Below are 14,530 nucleotides of genomic sequence, written 5' to 3'. Positions count from 1 at the left end.
ATCACCTTCCACCGTATCGGGTTCGCGCGCGGCGGTCGGGGAACCCGCCGCTGGTGACGGTAAGCTGACAAGTCATGCTTGAGCTCGATCTGTCCGCCGACATCCAGGCGTTGCGCACCACGTTCGACAACATCCGAGAGGTGGTCGACGTCGATGCGCTGCGTGCTGATGTCGAGCGCCTCGAACAGGAGGCCGCCGACCCTGGCCTCTGGGGTGACCAAGAGAACGCGCAGAAGGTCACCAGCGCTCTCAGCCACGCGAAGGCGCAGATCAAAAAGGTCGAGGGCGTTGGCTCTCGCCTTGACGATCTTGAGGTCATGGTGGATCTCGCCAACGAGATGGAAGACGAGGACGCCGCCGAGGAAGCGCGGGCAGAGCTCGCCGCCCTGGGGACTGCGGTGTCCGATCTCGAGGTGCAGACGCTGCTCGATGGCGAGTACGACGAGCGCGCCGCCGTGATGACGATCCGCTCGGGTGCTGGCGGTGACGACGCCACCGATTTCGCAGAAATGCTCATGCGCATGTACCTGCGCTGGGCTGAGCGGCACGGTTACCCCGTCAAGGTCATGGACATGTCCTATGCCGAGGGCGCAGGGATCAAATCCGCCACGTTCGAGATCACCGCGCCCTATGCCTACGGCGTGTTGTCGGTTGAGGCCGGAACGCACCGTCTCGCACGTATCAGCCCGTTCGGCTCGGCCGATAAGCGACAGACGTCGTTCGCTGCTGTTGAGGTTATTCCCGTGATGGAAGAGGCGAAGGAGGTCGATATCCCGGAGAACGACATCCGCGTCGACGTCTTCCGCTCGTCGGGTCCCGGTGGGCAGTCGGTCAACACGACCGACTCGGCGGTCCGCCTCACCCACCTTCCCACGGGGCTTGTGGTGTCGATGCAGAACGAGAAGTCGCAGATCCAGAACCGTGCGGCCGCCATGCGCGTTCTGCAGACGCGCCTGTTGCTGCTGCAGAAGGAGCAGGAAGCGGCCAAGAAGAAGGAGCTCGCGGGAACGATTACCGCCAGTTGGGGCGACCAGATGCGCTCCTATTTCCTTTACGGACAGCAGCTCGTCAAAGACCTGCGAACGGGTCACGAGGTCGGTAACCCGGCCACCGTGTTCGACGGTGATCTCGACGGTTTCATCAACGCGGGCATTCGCTGGCGCAAGCGACCCAGCGACGACTAGTCTTCGGATATGTCGACGAGCGACGAAGACGCACTGAGCTGGGGCGGCGATGACGACCCAACACTCGCGGTAACGTCCGAATCCGACGCGGATGTTGCGGTCACCGCAGCAGAATCCTCCGCGGATACGAGCGAACAAGCCGTCGAGGAGGTCGTGTCTGACGAACCGGAAGAGGACGTCTCTCGCGGACCGGGAAACGTCGAGCTCGTCACCTACGGTGTTTTGGGCGGGATCTACGCAATGTGGGTCGTCGGCTGGGTTCTGGGCGTCAACCGCGTTCGAGACTGGATTCTCGCCCAACCGATGTCGAGCCCAGACGCGATGTTCCAGGCCAGCGCGATTCTTGCGCCGGCGGCTCCGGTGATGTGGTTCGTCGCCACGCTGCTGCTCACGCGCGGTGGCCCGGCATGGCAGAAGATCCTGTGGCTGGGGGTCGGCGTGATCGCGCTCATTCCGTGGCCCTTCATCCCGGGGGTGACAGGCTGATGGCGAAGAGCGCGTCACAAACGACAGACGAGAAGAAGCGACGTCAGGCGCCGTCCTGGTTCGTGGCGGCCATCGCCGGCCTGTTCGGGTTGTTCTACGCATATGCGGTTTGGGCAGGTGTGGCGAACATCCTGGCGATGAGCGAGTGGGCAGATGTGCTCGGCGGAGCCCTGGCCCCGACAGCCCTCGTTGCTCTGATTCTCGCGATCGCCCTGCCGATCGTCCTGTTCACCCTTGTGATCGTGATCGGACGCCGCAGGCCCGTGTGGAAACTCATCGTGCTGTTCTTCGTCGGCCTGGGGCTGATCGGCGTGTATTGGATCAACCTGCAGTCGATGTTTACGAACATCACCTTCGTCTTCGTGTGACATGCCGGTCGGCGCGTCCTCGTCGGCGGCGCTAGGCTGGGCGGTGCGGTCGACCGCGTGACGTGGACGGCCGTCCCACCTCAGCGCCATCCCGAAGGGTCCACATTGTCGAAGCCAGTCGTCCTGCTTGCAGAACAGCTCTCACCCGCCACGATCGAGGCTCTCGGCCCTGATTTCGATGTGCGAACGGTTGACGGCACTGACCGTCCCGCGCTTTTCGATGCTCTCGCCGAGGCACATGCTGTCCTCATTCGCTCCGCCACGAAGATGGACGAAGAAGCGATCGCCCACGCGCCGAAGCTCAAGGTCATCGCGCGTGCCGGCGTTGGTCTCGACAACGTCGACACGAAGGCAGCGACGACCGCCGGCGTCATGGTCGTCAACGCGCCGACGTCCAACATCATCTCGGCCGCTGAGCTCACCTGCGGTCACATCATTAGCCTCGCGCGGTACATTCCCGCCGCTAACGCCTCCTTGGCGCAGGGGGAGTGGAAGCGCAGCTCCTTCACGGGATCAGAGCTGTACGAAAAGACGCTGGGTGTGATCGGCCTGGGCCGTATCGGCGCGCTCGTCACCTCACGTATGCAGGCCTTCGGAATGCGCGTCGTCGCATATGACCCCTATGTCTCGGCCGCACGTGCCCAGCAGATGGGAGTCGAGCTGGTCAGTCTCGACGAGCTTGTCGAGCAGGCTGACTTCCTCACGATCCACATGCCGAAGACACCCGAGACGACCGGTCTCATCAGCGCGCCGCAGCTGAAGGCAATGAAGCCCACGGCATACGTGCTGAACGTTGCGCGCGGCGGCCTCATCGACGAGAAGGCACTCGAAGACGCACTGCGTGCGGGGGAGATCGCGGGCGCTGGTCTTGACGTCTTCACGAGCGAACCGCCGGCTGACACGTCCCTGGTTGGCCTGCCGAACGTTGTCGCAACGCCGCATCTCGGAGCATCGACGGCCGAAGCGCAGGAGAAGGCGGGTGTGTCCGTTGCCAAGTCCGTCAAGCTGGCGCTGGAAGGCGATCTGGTTCCCGACGCCGTCAACGTCGCCGGTGGTGCGATCGACCCGTTCGTGCGCCCCGGAATCGGCCTTGTCGAGCAGCTCGGTCAGGTCTTCAGCGCTCTGACGCAGGCCGGTCTCACCAACCTGGAGATCGAAGTGCGCGGTGAGCTCGCCGAATACGACGTCAGCGTGTACAAGCTCGCGGCGCTCAAGGGCATCCTCACGAACGTTGTCAGCGAGACGGTTTCTTATGTCAACGCGCCGGTGTTCGCCGAGCAGCGCGGCATCGAAACGCGCATGACGGTCGAACGGGACAGCCCGTTGTTCCGCAACCTGACGACGCTGCGCGGAACGCTGTCCGACGGAACGGTCCTGAGCGTTGCGGGAACCCTCGCCGGAACACGCATGGTGCCGAAGATCGTCGGAATCAACGGGTATGAGCTCGACGTTCCGATCGCGCGTCACCACGTCGTTCTGCGCTACAGCGACAAGCCGGGAATCGTTGCCATCTACGGCGATCACTTCGGTCGTGCCGGGATCAACATCGAGGGTCTGCAGGTGGCAGGAGACGAGTCCAGCGACGAGGCACTGTCGATCGTGACGGTCGACAAGCGGGTCCCCGACGAGATCATCGAGAAGCTCGGCGAGGCCATTGACGCGCGCACAATCCGACGGATCGAAATCGTCGAGGCGTAAGGCTTTTTTCTGACGTTCGAGGCGCCCCACCGTGACGGATCGGTGGGGCGCCTCGAACGTTGTTTGCCCTGGTGGTGCCCAGCCGCATGCACCAGGATCATTCTGTGATGTCACAGCGCACGCCCACGGAACAAATCGCCACTGACGGTCCTCGCGCAGATTGGCGGGGGTGGTCCGCTCTCGTGGTGCTGATGTTGCCCGTGTTGCTCGTATCGATTGACAACACGATCTTGAACTTTGCTCTTCCGGCGATCGCCCGGGATCTTGAGCCGACAAGCGCCCAACAGCTGTGGATCATTGACGCCTATTCGCTGGTCCTTGCGGGACTTCTCGTTACCGCGGGAACGCTCGGCGATCGCTTCGGGCGTCGCCGCGTTCTTCTCATTGGTGCCGTCGGGTTCACGCTTGTTTCTGTCGGCGCGGCTTTCGCTCCGACATCCGAATGGCTGATTGCAGCTCGTGCGCTGATGGGCGTTTTCGGAGCGGCTTTGATGCCCTCGACGATGTCGCTTCTGCGTTCGACCTTCCGCAACCGCGATCAGCGTCGTATCGCGATTGCCGCATGGGCCGGTATGTTCGCAGCGGGCGGCGCGCTGGGACCCGTTGTCGGCGGGTTGCTCATCGAGCACTACCCCTGGCAGAGCGTCTTTCTGCTCGCCGTTCCGATGCTCGTGCTCATGCTGATTCTCGCCCCGTTCTTCGTGAAGGAGAGCCGCGATCCGAGTCCCGGGCCGATCGACGGGTGGAGCATTGTGCTGTCCATGGCTGCCCTGGGCCCGCTCGCTTTCGGCATCAAGGAGTTCGCTGTTCACGGCTGGATCGGCCTGATCCCCATCGCCATCGGTCTGGCGTTCGGATGGTGGTTTGTCCGCCGTCAGCTGCGCACTCCCCATCCGATGCTCGACATGTCGCTGTTCCGTCGGGCGAAGTTCTCCGGCTCGCTCGTGATCAATCTCTGCTGTGTCATGGGATACATCGGATTCCTGTACTTCGTGTCGCAGCACCTTCAGATGATCGTTGGGCTGTCGCCCATGATGGCGGGCATTGCGCTGATCCCGGGTGCCGTGATGTCGATGTCGGCCGGTTTCATCGTCACGCCCTTTGCGCGACGGTTCTCCCCAGCACGCGTTGTGCCGATCGTGTTGTCGATTGCGGTTGCCGGCTTCGTTCTCGTGGCGGTTGCCGGAGCTCACGACGTGTGGATGCTCGTGCTGGCGTTCGTTCTGATGGGGGCCGGAGCCGGCGCGGCGCAAACGGTTTCCGGTGAGCTGATTATCTCTTCGGCCCCTCCCGCGAAGGCGGGGGCGGCCAGCGCGATCAGCGAGACCGCCTATGAGTTCGGTGCCGTCCTCGGAACGTCCATTCTCGGCGGCATCATCACCGGCTGGTACCGTTCGGCTCTTGTTCTGCCTCCGGGCCTTCCTGACACTGCCGGCATTCACGCGCGCGAAACGTTGGCGGGCGCGATGAACGAGGCAGAAAACATCAGCGGTCCGCTTGGTGACGCTCTCCGAAAGGCTGCCGCTGACGCGTTTGACGGCGGTGTCGTCCTGACATCGTTGATCGGCGCGGGGCTTCTCGTCATCGCGAGCGTCGTCGCGGCGACTACCCTGGGACGGAGCCGAGCTTCTTCCCCACGGTGATGCTCAGCCCCACAGCAGCCAGGAGCAAGGAGAACCATGTCGCGTGTCGTGAAGCTGGCCGTCATCCCCGGTGACGGAATTGGCCCCGAGGTTATCGCTGAGGCGGAAAAGGTCCTCGATGCTGCAACCGCAGCCAGCGGTGTTCAGTTCGCCAAAACGCGGCTGTCCCTCGGCGCCGACCGCTTCCTTGCCACGGGTGACGTGCTCACAGACGAGGACCTCCAGACGATCGCGGCTCAGGACGCCATTCTGCTCGGCGCCGTCGGCGGCGTTCCCAACGATCCGCGCCTGAAGAACGCGAACATTGAGCGTGGCCTTCTGCTCGGTTTGCGCTTCGCGTTGGATCACTGCGTGAACCTACGCCCGTCGAAGCTGTTTCCGTCCGTTCCCGGTCCTCTTGCGTCTCCTGGCGAGGTGGATTTCGTTGTCGTCCGCGAAGGCACCGAGGGAGCATATGTCGGAAACGGCGGAGTTCTGCGCCCCGGCACTCCCCACGAGATCGCTAACGAGCTCAGCGTCAACACAGCGTACGGCGCCGAACGCGTCGTGCGGTATGCATTTGACCTGGCGCAGAAGCGGCGCCACAAGCTGACGCTCGTCCACAAAACGAATGTTCTGGTCAACGCGGGCGGTCTCTGGAGCCGCATCGTCGGCGAGGTCGCGGGGGAGTACCCGGATGTTGCGACCGACTATATGCACATCGATGCGGCCATGATTCACATGGTCGACAGCCCATCGCGATTCGACGTGATCGTCACCGACAACCTCTTCGGCGATATCCTCACCGATCTTGCTGGCGCCATCACCGGAGGGATTGGCCTTGCTGCGTCCGGGAACCTGAACCCGGCGGGCGAATTCCCGTCGATGTTCGAACCCGTCCACGGCTCGGCCCCCGATATCGCAGGCCGTCAGAAAGCCGACCCGACGGCGGCGATCGGATCGGTCGCCCTGATGCTCGATCACCTCGGCCTCACCGCAGAGTCCGAGCGCGTGACGCAGGCCATCGAGGCCGATATTGCCGAGCGCACCGGTGCCCCGAGAACAACCGCTGAAATTGGGACCGCGATCGCGTCCCGGATTTCCGCGTAGCCATCACTCCTGCGTTCACAGCGCGGACGTTTTCAGACAGGATGACTCACATGAACCTCATCGACCCCGCCCACTCTTCCGAGCAGCTGGCGTTCCAGGTGACCCGCAATCTCGCGGCGCGGTCCGCGTCTGAGCGGGACCGGCTGCTGGAGAACCCCGGCTTCGGAACGGTCTTCACCGACCACATGGTCGACATCTGCTGGTCGGAAAAGGGCGGATGGCACCGTCCGCGCGTTCAGCCCTATGGGCCGATTTCTCTCGACCCGGCTGCGGCGGTTCTGCACTACGCCCAGGAGATCTTCGAGGGCCTTAAGGCATACCGTCATGCTGACGGTGGTGTGTATACCTTCCGGCCGGAGGAGAACGCCAAGCGGTTCAACCGCAGCGCGCGCCGTATGGCAATGCCGGAGTTGCCCGTGCAGTACTTCCTGCAGTCGCTGCATGAGCTGATCGCCGTTGATGGTGCGTGGACGCCGTCTGGCGAGGACCAGAGCCTCTACCTGCGCCCCTTCATGTTCGCAAAAGAGGCGTTCCTGGGCGTGCGGCCGGCAAAGAAGTTCGCCTATTACCTGATCGGGAGCCCGTCGGGGGCGTACTTCCCCGGAGGAGTGAAGCCCGTGACGATCTGGCTGAGCGAAAAGTATGCCCGTGCGGCTGAGGGCGGAACGGGCGCGGCCAAGACGGGTGGCAACTACGCTGCGAGTTTGCTCCCGCAGTCTGAGGCAGCTGAGCAGGGCTGTGATCAGGTCGTGTTCCTTGATGCGAAGGGAAACATCGAGGAACTGGGCGGGATGAACATCGTCTTCGTGATGAAAGATGGCACGCTTGTCACGCCGCAGAGTGAAAGCATCCTCGAGGGCATCACACGCACATCGATCCTGCAGCTCGCCGCTGATCGCGGGCACACGATCGAAGAGCGTCCCGTGACGCTTGCCGAGTGGCGTGACGGAGTCGCCTCTGGTGACATCGTTGACGTTTTTGCCTGCGGAACGGCGGCAGTTCTCACACCGATCGGGATGCTGAAGGGTGAGGGCTTCGCCGACGAACAGCCGCGAAGTGAGCTCTCGCTGTCGCTCCGTGAGGAGCTGACGGATATTCAGTACGGCCGTCGCGAAGACAAGCACGGCTGGCTGCGCCGCCTCGACGCCTAGCCGGCCGCGCACATTTCATGATTTCTGGCACATGTCGCCCCCGGACCGGGGCAGACATGTGCCAGAAATCATGAATAGGGTGGAAGGGTGAAGATCACCAGGTTCAGCCACAACGACGCGATCAAGTTCGGAATCGTCGACGAGACCGACGTTGTCGTCTTGCAGGGCGACCCCATGTTCGCGGGATTCGACACGACGGGGGAGCGTCTTCCCCTCACCGACGTCGCTCTTCTCGCGCCGGTGATCCCGCGATCGAAGGTGGTGTGCGTCGGACGGAACTACCGTGCGCACGCCGATGAGTTTGGCAACGATGTTCCTTCCGAGCCGTTGCTGTTCCTGAAGCCGAACACGGCCGTTGTCGGCCCCGGCGATGCGATCGTCCGCCCCGCACAGTCCGATGACACCCAGTGGGAAGGTGAGCTGGCGATCGTGATCGGGCGTATCGCCAAGAATGTTTCCGTTGCCGACGCCATGGGTTGCGTCTTTGGCTACACCGTGGCTAACGACGTCACGGCACGTGACCTGCAGCGGTCGGATGGGCAGTGGGCGCGAGCAAAGGGCTTCGACACCTTCTGCCCCGTCGGTCCGGCGATCGAAACCGATCTTGATCTGGAGTCCGGCGAGGTCATTACGCGACTCAACGGCGTGGAAAAGCAGCGGGGAGCATTCCGCGACATGATCTTCGATGTTCCCACGATCATCGCCTATGCTTCCGCGGCTTTTACGCTCCTGCCGGGGGACATCATTCTCACGGGCACTCCCGCCGGAGTAGGCGCGTTTGATGCTGGTGACGTCGTCGAGGTAGAGATTCCCGGCATCGGGACGCTGCGTAACCCCGTCCGCGACGCCGCCTGACGGCGATTTCGGGAGCGCGCCCCGTAGGATGGGCGCGATGTCATCTGCACCTGATCCCCGTACAACGCAGGCGACCGGCAGCGACGTTCGCGTCCGCTTCAGCCCGTCGCCTACCGGCACCCCGCACGTCGGACTTATCCGCACGGCGCTGTTCAACTGGGCCTTCGCGCGCCACCACGGCGGAACACTTGTGTTCCGCATCGAGGACACCGACGCGAGCCGCGATAGCGAGGAGAGCTATCGCCAGCTCATCGACGCGCTCAGCTGGTTGAAGCTCGACTGGGACGAGGGCGTCGAGGTGGGCGGCCCGCACGCGCCGTATCGTCAGTCGGAGCGATTCGAGATTCACCGCGGCGTTCTCGACACGCTCCTCGAAAAAGGGCTCATCTACGAGAGCTTCTCGACGGCGGAAGAGATCGACGCCCGCAACGAGGCAAACGGTCGGCCCAAGCAACAGGGTTACGACAACTTCGACCGCGATCTCACCGACGAGCAGAAGGCCGCTTTCCGCGCTGAGGGCCGCGAGCCCGCGCTGCGGCTGAAGGTTCCCGACGAGGACATTACGTATGACGATGTGATCCGCGGAGAAGTCACCTTCCCGGCAGGTTCTTTCCCGGACTTCGTCATCGTTCGCCCGAATGGCGTTCCGCTCTACACATTCGTGAACCCTGTCGACGATGCGCTGATGGGTATCACCCACGTTCTGCGCGGCGAAGACCTGATGCCGTCCACGGCGCGTCAGATCGTGCTGTACCGCGCGCTGATCGAAGCCGGTGTGACCACGTTTATTCCGCGCTTCGGCCACATGCCGCTCGTGCTCGGCGACGGTAACAAGAAGCTGTCGAAGCGTGATCCACGCGCGGACCTGTTCCTCCAGCGCGACAAGGGCTTTGTGCACGAGGGACTGCTGAACTACCTCGCCCTGCTGGGCTGGTCGATCGGCCCCGATCGCGATGTGTTCACGCTGGACGAGCTGATCGCGGCGTTCGAGATCGAGAACGTGAACCCGAACCCGGCGCGTTTTGATCAGAAGAAGGCCGAGTCGATCAACGGCGATCACATCCGGATGCTCGAGCCGGCTGACTTCGCTGCCCGTCTCATTCCGTATCTGCGGCAGGCGGGCATAGTCGCTTCCGAGGTCACGGCGGAGGAGCATGTGTTGCTCGCGAAGGCGGCCCCGCTCGTGCAGGAGCGACTTCAGCTTCTTGGCGATGCTCCCGGCCTGATGGGCTTCCTCTTCACGGACGACATCTCGTACGAGGAAGACGCCCTGAAGGGCCTCAAGGGGGACCCGAAGGCTGTTCTCGAGGCGTCTGTTGATGCGCTCGAGGCTTTGCCCGCCGATCGCTTCAACACAGAGGCGATTCAGGACGCGCTCTCGGCCGCTCTGATCGATGGGCTGGGTCTGAAGCCGCGCGTTGCATACGGTGCGCCGCGTGTCGCGATCTCTGGTCGCCGCGTGTCACCGCCGCTCTTCGAGTCGATGGAAATCCTCGGCAAGGAGCGCACGATCTCGCGGCTCAGGGCGCTTGCGCAGCAGTTGCCAGACGCGCAGTAGGGCGCGACACGCCCCGCGTGCGGGGCCGTTTTGGCGGGACAGTCTGACGTCTAGTAAGCTGGTCACTTGTGACGGCGACAGGCCGGAACGTCCTTGGGGTATGGTGTAATTGGCAACACAGCGGTTTCTGGTACCGTCGTTCTTGGTTCGAGTCCAGGTACCCCAGCCATAGTGCTCTTGTTCAAACCAAGAGACAAGTGAACTGGCATTTGTTCAGAAAGTTCAGAACTCCCCGCAGGATTGCGGGGAGTTTTTGATTTCCCGGCGACAGCCGATCGGTGCGGGGCTACCGGCCAAAAAGAGTGGATGGGTCTGGCGTGTCACCCGCGTCCTGCCCATCCTGATCGGGACCAGAGCCCTTCACCCGCGTCGAGACCTGTGTCATAAAGGGCGGGGCCGATCGGTTCATCGTCCGGTGCCGGCGCGGTGACGGGTTCGACGGGTTTCGCGAGGTCGAGAGCGTGTTCGAGTGGGAGCTCGTGCAGGGTGAGATACCACTCGACCGCGCGGCGGCGGTCTTGAAGCCGGCGAACCCGTCCATCGCGACCACCTCGATCCGCTTGCTCCACTCCTTGGGCCGTCCGGCGAGCCACTGCTTGAACACCGCCTTCGAGCGGCCCTCGACCATGTCCAACAGCCGTGCCGGGCCCGTCTTCTCGCGGGCTGGGGTGAGGTCGATGATCACGGTCACGTACTTGTCGCCGAGCCGGGTGTGACGCCAGACATGCTGGTCGACACCGATCGTGGTCACCCCATCGAACCGGGTGGGGTCGTCGATCAGTCGCCGCTTGCCTTCGGCGAGGACGGCGGCGTTCGCGGCGCTCCAGGACACTCCGAGACCGCGGGAGATCTTCGTCCTCGGCGTCGCCGCCTTGCTGGTGTCCTGCCGCCATGTGCGCCGGCAGTGTGCGCACCGATACCGGCGCACCCGCACCAGCAGAATCGTCGGTCGGTGGCCGAACGGCTCGTGCGCGAGCCGGCGCGTCACCGTGTCCCGCGGCGCGCCCTCGGCGCCGCATTTCCGGCACCACGGGTCATCGTCGACGACGCGGCACTCGATCGTCGCCCGACCCGGCTCGAGCAGCTGGCCCACGGCGACCAGCCCGAGCTCGTCGGGGCGGCAGAACGTGGTCAGGTCAGTGGTCGCGAACGTAAGGTGGAGCAAGTCGAGGTCTTTCGGGATGGCAAGCGTGAAGAACTTCCATCATCCGGGAGACCTCGACCGCTACCCGGCCATCGACGCGCTCAACCGACTACACCCTCGTTCGTGAAGAGCCACGTAAGGTGGAGCAAGTCGAGGTCTTTCGAGATGGCAAGCGTGAAGAACTTCCATCATCCGGGAGACCTCGACCGCTACCCGGCCATCGACGCGCTCAACCGACTACACCCTCGTTCGTGAAGAGCCAGTTTGACTCGAAGGGGATCGTCATATTTCAGCTACACCTCAACCCGGCCAGCCGAGAAATGCCTCCCCCGAGAGGTTGGAAGATAGTGGGTTCCGTAAACTCTCAAATCGTGCGCAAGAGAAAAGTGGTTTAGGTCGGTCTCGGCGTGTCGTTCGGGTTCTCTCCGCGTTCGTTATCATTTTGCTTGCGTCAATTTTGTCACTCTGCTCGTACCACTACGCGGCGCTCCCTGGCGAGCAGAAGGGCCTTGCTGCTCCAGGCGTGATGGTCACGGTTGAAGGCAACCGTATTCACGTTCTCGGGGTGGGCGATCCGACGGCGCCGACTGTCCTACTGATGGCTGGGGCGGCGACTATCGCGCCTGTCTACGATTTCCAGCCACTCATGTCGGGACTTGAGAACGATTTCCGAGTCGTTGTTGTTGAGAAGCCGGGGTACGGTTACTCAGATTTAGCCGGTTCAGAAAGGGGCCTCGACACGCGTGTCGAAGAGATGCGGAGTGCACTGCGGCAGGCCGAGCAGCCTCCGCCATACATTCTCGCGCCTCATTCTATGTCCGGACTCGAAGCCATATGGTGGGCCGATCGCTATCCGGAAGAAGTGGCAGGGATTGTAGGGCTCGACATGTCGACACCCGAAGCCTATGAGAAGCAGGATAGGAATCTTGTCGCGGCGATAGCTGCGACGGGACACATCGCGACGCGGGTCGGGACACAGCGCATACCCGGCCTATATCCCGGCATGTATTGGTCGACGCTGTCCGAAGCTGATCAGGAACAGCAGCGGCTGCTCCTCTATCGCAACGCAGGTAACGTCGCGCAAGTTCAAGAAAGCCGTCAGGTCTTTGAGAGCGCCGCCGAGCTAGGGACAGATAAAGACATCGATCCTCCGATGTTGCTTTTCGCCTCGGATGGGCGAGACCTCGGCCCCGATTGGCTGAAGGTTCAGAAGCAGCTCGCACTCCGCACTGGCGCGAATCTCGTGATGCTCGACTGCGGCCATGCTGTTCATCACTGCGCGCCCGATCGCATTAGCCACGAGATGCGCACCTTTGCTCTGTCGATCTCCGACTCGCGCTGACTCGAAAGCTCTTCGGGAAGGATCTCCCGTCGCTGCCGTAAAACGCGACGGCCACTTCGCTTCAGTCGAAGCGGTGTAGGGCGCGGAACGCTGCTCCGTGCGAGAGATGGTGGCGTCGCTCAAGCTCGGCAAGCGTTGAACCCGCCGAGTGCTCTGAGATCAAGCGCTGAGCGTGCTCATCCGTGACGCCGGACTGTCGGATCACAGCCTGCTGTTGACGTAGGAAGCGGAGCAGCGCGGATGGTGCAACGCCATGCTTACGCGCGATCGACGTCGCGCTGTCGCCAGCTTCGTAGTCAGCAACCATTCGCTTCACTTGTGCCGGAGTGAAGCGCTGTGTCAGTGGCACGCTGGTGCGGCCTCGTGGTGGTCGGGGCGCCGAATCCCGTCCACCGCCCGCGCGTAGTTTCGCCAGCCCACCAGGGTTAAATCCTGACGCGGTATGGTTTGAACAGAGACGGATAAGGCCAGCGTGAAAAAGACCCCCGGTTAACCGGGGGTCTTTTTGCTTTCCTGCATTCTTCAGCTCAGCGGAACAGCGAGCCGATCCATGAGAAGAGCTGTCGTGTGTCGGCGAACAATTCGGCGATGTCGTTCCAGACGATTGCTCCCGCGATCGCGACGAATCCCGCCGCGAGGATGGCGGCGCCGATGGGGAACGACCGCGTCAACCGCCGACCTTCCTCCGCAGGCCCAGCCGGCGCGCTCTGCAATGGATGCGCGGGATGTGGGCGGCGGTCATCCCGCCAGCGGCCCCATTGCTCAACCTTCTCCGCCATGGCACGCAGGGCCCCATCTGCGCGTTGCCAGCTGGCCGCGTCGTCTCGCGCAAGGTGCCTTTTCGAGTAGAGGAAGAGCTGATTGTCGATGATCTCCACGTCGTAGAGCGCTGCACGGTCGATCAGCCTGGTCATCACGTCGGGCGTGAACAGATACAGCGCGTCGGCCTCGTAGCCCCGCGGGCAGAAAAGCGTGAAGTAGCGGTCGAAATCTCCTTCGAGGCTGAGCTTTTGTTCGGTACGCGGCGCCCACATGCCGGGGAGGCTCGTTGAGAGCAGGTTATTGGCGCCGCGGGCATCCAGCACGATGTGCGGAAGTGCGGCGGGCAGGCGGAGAGTGGCATAGCCCCATGTCACGAGTGTTGGGCTGTTCGGATCCCCAGAGAGGTCGAACGTGTACCTCGCGATTTCGGCCGAGGGTCGGCCCGTTCTTCGTACACGATGTTCGGTGACGACGGGGCGCCCGACCTGGAAGAGCATGCCGCGGAGATGGCGATCGGGGTGCCGCACGCGCGTGTATTCGAGATTGTTGTCGCGCGCATAGTTCTCCGCGCGCACGCCGTATCGAAGGTCTTTGCGCTGCTGTCGGATGTCATGGCCACTGAGCCACCAGACCCATCCCCAGACGATGACCGCAAGCGGCGTGAGAAGAAGTGAATTCGCGAGTGTCGATCCGTTCTCGCCAAAGAGGAGAAAGAAGACCAGCTCAAGCGCGATCATGCCGGGGACTACCACCGCGAGGATGGCAGCGATCACGAGGAAGGCGAGCCCCGCGAGCAGGGTGATCAGTCCGCTGACTCCTCCGATGATCCCCAGGATCACGCGAGCGACGCCTCTCGTTCCGACACCGATTCGAGCGAGCGTCATAAACGACCGTGTCACGATCGCGACGGCCGTATACGCAGCGGCGATGACTCCCTGCCTGCGCGCCGCCTGCACGTTGTGGCGCCGGGCGTAGTCGTCAATCTCGGCGCGTGAGGGAGCTCGCCCCGAGAAAGAATCGACGGTAGCGGGATTCTCGGCGTCAGGTGGTGAGCTCACTCGACGACGCTATCGCGATCGCTGTTCCCGTTGCGGCAGGGGTGGCCCCGCGCTTCGCCTCGACATCACGCGCTTTCTCGAACGGTTGTTCCGTGCGACGGCATCACGGAACTATGATCTTGACGACACGGGTGTACATCGTTGTAAAGTGCATATGCATCGATGTAGATGTATCGGTACGCCGATTCGAGA

The 14,530-nt window shown here is 63.1% G+C and carries 12 protein-coding genes, 1 tRNA gene and 1 pseudogene; 11 read left to right on the top strand and 3 right to left on the bottom strand.

Annotated features, from left to right (window positions below; translation table 11 throughout):
• Nucleotides 1-74 precede the first annotated feature (74 nt).
• The 10 genes from prfB to G6N81_RS03180 all read left to right on the top strand — a co-directional run bounded on the left by prfB (nucleotide 75) and on the right by G6N81_RS03180 (nucleotide 10,201).
• Nucleotides 75-1,184: a peptide chain release factor 2 gene (prfB, locus tag G6N81_RS03225; RefSeq protein WP_165132984.1), complete on the top strand. Its 1,110-nt coding sequence runs from the start codon at nucleotides 75-77 to the stop codon at nucleotides 1,182-1,184.
• Between the two features lie 9 nt (nucleotides 1,185-1,193).
• Nucleotides 1,194-1,670: a DNA polymerase III subunit gamma/tau gene (locus tag G6N81_RS03220; RefSeq protein ID WP_165132981.1), complete on the top strand. Its 477-nt coding sequence runs from the start codon at nucleotides 1,194-1,196 to the stop codon at nucleotides 1,668-1,670.
• A complete protein-coding gene (locus G6N81_RS03215; RefSeq protein WP_165132978.1) occupies nucleotides 1,670-2,038 on the top strand; it encodes a hypothetical protein in 369 nt (122 codons plus the stop codon). Before G6N81_RS03220 ends, G6N81_RS03215 begins: the two co-directional genes overlap by 1 nt.
• 105 nt (nucleotides 2,039-2,143) lie before the next feature.
• Nucleotides 2,144-3,736 carry a phosphoglycerate dehydrogenase gene (serA, locus tag G6N81_RS03210; RefSeq protein ID WP_165132975.1) on the top strand — a complete coding sequence of 531 codons (1,593 nt, stop codon included), beginning with the start codon at nucleotides 2,144-2,146 and terminating at the stop codon, nucleotides 3,734-3,736.
• Nucleotides 3,737-3,843: 107 nt separating this feature from the next.
• On the top strand, nucleotides 3,844-5,379 hold the full coding sequence (locus G6N81_RS03205) for an MFS transporter (protein ID WP_165132972.1): 1,536 nt from the start codon (nucleotides 3,844-3,846) through the stop codon (nucleotides 5,377-5,379).
• Between the two features lie 36 nt (nucleotides 5,380-5,415).
• A complete protein-coding gene (locus G6N81_RS03200) occupies nucleotides 5,416-6,468 on the top strand; it encodes a 3-isopropylmalate dehydrogenase (protein ID WP_165132969.1) in 1,053 nt (350 codons plus the stop codon).
• 50 nt (nucleotides 6,469-6,518) lie between these two features.
• Complete coding sequence (locus G6N81_RS03195; RefSeq protein WP_165132966.1) at nucleotides 6,519-7,619, top strand: branched-chain amino acid aminotransferase; 1,101 nt, start codon at nucleotides 6,519-6,521, stop codon at nucleotides 7,617-7,619.
• Nucleotides 7,620-7,706: 87 nt separating this feature from the next.
• Nucleotides 7,707-8,474 carry a fumarylacetoacetate hydrolase family protein gene (locus tag G6N81_RS03190; protein ID WP_165132963.1) on the top strand — a complete coding sequence of 256 codons (768 nt, stop codon included), beginning with the start codon at nucleotides 7,707-7,709 and terminating at the stop codon, nucleotides 8,472-8,474.
• A 37-nt stretch (nucleotides 8,475-8,511) separates the two neighbouring features.
• Nucleotides 8,512-10,032: a glutamate--tRNA ligase gene (gene gltX / locus G6N81_RS03185; RefSeq protein WP_165132960.1), complete on the top strand. Its 1,521-nt coding sequence runs from the start codon at nucleotides 8,512-8,514 to the stop codon at nucleotides 10,030-10,032.
• A gap of 94 nt (nucleotides 10,033-10,126) precedes the next feature.
• Nucleotides 10,127-10,201, top strand: a tRNA-Gln gene (locus tag G6N81_RS03180).
• A gap of 336 nt (nucleotides 10,202-10,537) precedes the next feature.
• Here the strand turns inward: G6N81_RS03180 and G6N81_RS03175 are convergent.
• A pseudogene (locus G6N81_RS03175) lies at nucleotides 10,538-11,197 on the bottom strand (transposase); the annotation flags it as partial.
• A gap of 505 nt (nucleotides 11,198-11,702) precedes the next feature.
• Here G6N81_RS03175 and G6N81_RS03170 point away from each other — a divergent pair.
• Nucleotides 11,703-12,518 carry an alpha/beta fold hydrolase gene (locus G6N81_RS03170; RefSeq protein ID WP_165132956.1) on the top strand — a complete coding sequence of 272 codons (816 nt, stop codon included), beginning with the start codon at nucleotides 11,703-11,705 and terminating at the stop codon, nucleotides 12,516-12,518.
• Between the two features lie 61 nt (nucleotides 12,519-12,579).
• On the opposite strand, the gene G6N81_RS03165 is transcribed toward G6N81_RS03170, so the two are convergent.
• Both G6N81_RS03165 and G6N81_RS03160 read right to left on the bottom strand, forming a co-directional pair.
• The gene (locus G6N81_RS03165; protein WP_165132953.1) at nucleotides 12,580-12,825 is read right to left on the bottom strand and encodes a hypothetical protein; all 246 of its coding nucleotides are present in this window, start codon (nucleotides 12,823-12,825) and stop codon (nucleotides 12,580-12,582) included.
• 220 nt (nucleotides 12,826-13,045) lie between these two features.
• Complete coding sequence (locus G6N81_RS03160) at nucleotides 13,046-14,338, bottom strand: hypothetical protein (RefSeq protein ID WP_165132950.1); 1,293 nt, start codon at nucleotides 14,336-14,338, stop codon at nucleotides 13,046-13,048.
• Nucleotides 14,339-14,530 lie beyond the last annotated feature (192 nt).

The organism is Microbacterium amylolyticum, from assembly GCF_011046975.1.
Classification (GTDB): domain Bacteria; phylum Actinomycetota; class Actinomycetes; order Actinomycetales; family Microbacteriaceae; genus Microbacterium; species Microbacterium amylolyticum.
This window is presented reverse-complemented; position numbering and strand designations above follow the sequence as displayed.

Coding starts and splice junctions, on each gene's coding strand:
- prfB (WP_165132984.1), top strand. CDS start 75: ATGCTTGAGCTCGATCTGTCCGCCGACATCCAGGCGTTGCGCACCACG.
- gltX (WP_165132960.1), top strand. CDS start 8,512: ATGTCATCTGCACCTGATCCCCGTACAACGCAGGCGACCGGCAGCGAC.
- G6N81_RS03170 (WP_165132956.1), top strand. CDS start 11,703: ATGGTCACGGTTGAAGGCAACCGTATTCACGTTCTCGGGGTGGGCGAT.
- G6N81_RS03220 (WP_165132981.1), top strand. CDS start 1,194: ATGTCGACGAGCGACGAAGACGCACTGAGCTGGGGCGGCGATGACGAC.
- G6N81_RS03215 (WP_165132978.1), top strand. CDS start 1,670: ATGGCGAAGAGCGCGTCACAAACGACAGACGAGAAGAAGCGACGTCAG.
- G6N81_RS03165 (WP_165132953.1), bottom strand. CDS start 12,825: ATGGTTGCTGACTACGAAGCTGGCGACAGCGCGACGTCGATCGCGCGT.
- G6N81_RS03200 (WP_165132969.1), top strand. CDS start 5,416: ATGTCGCGTGTCGTGAAGCTGGCCGTCATCCCCGGTGACGGAATTGGC.
- G6N81_RS03195 (WP_165132966.1), top strand. CDS start 6,519: ATGAACCTCATCGACCCCGCCCACTCTTCCGAGCAGCTGGCGTTCCAG.
- G6N81_RS03205 (WP_165132972.1), top strand. CDS start 3,844: ATGTCACAGCGCACGCCCACGGAACAAATCGCCACTGACGGTCCTCGC.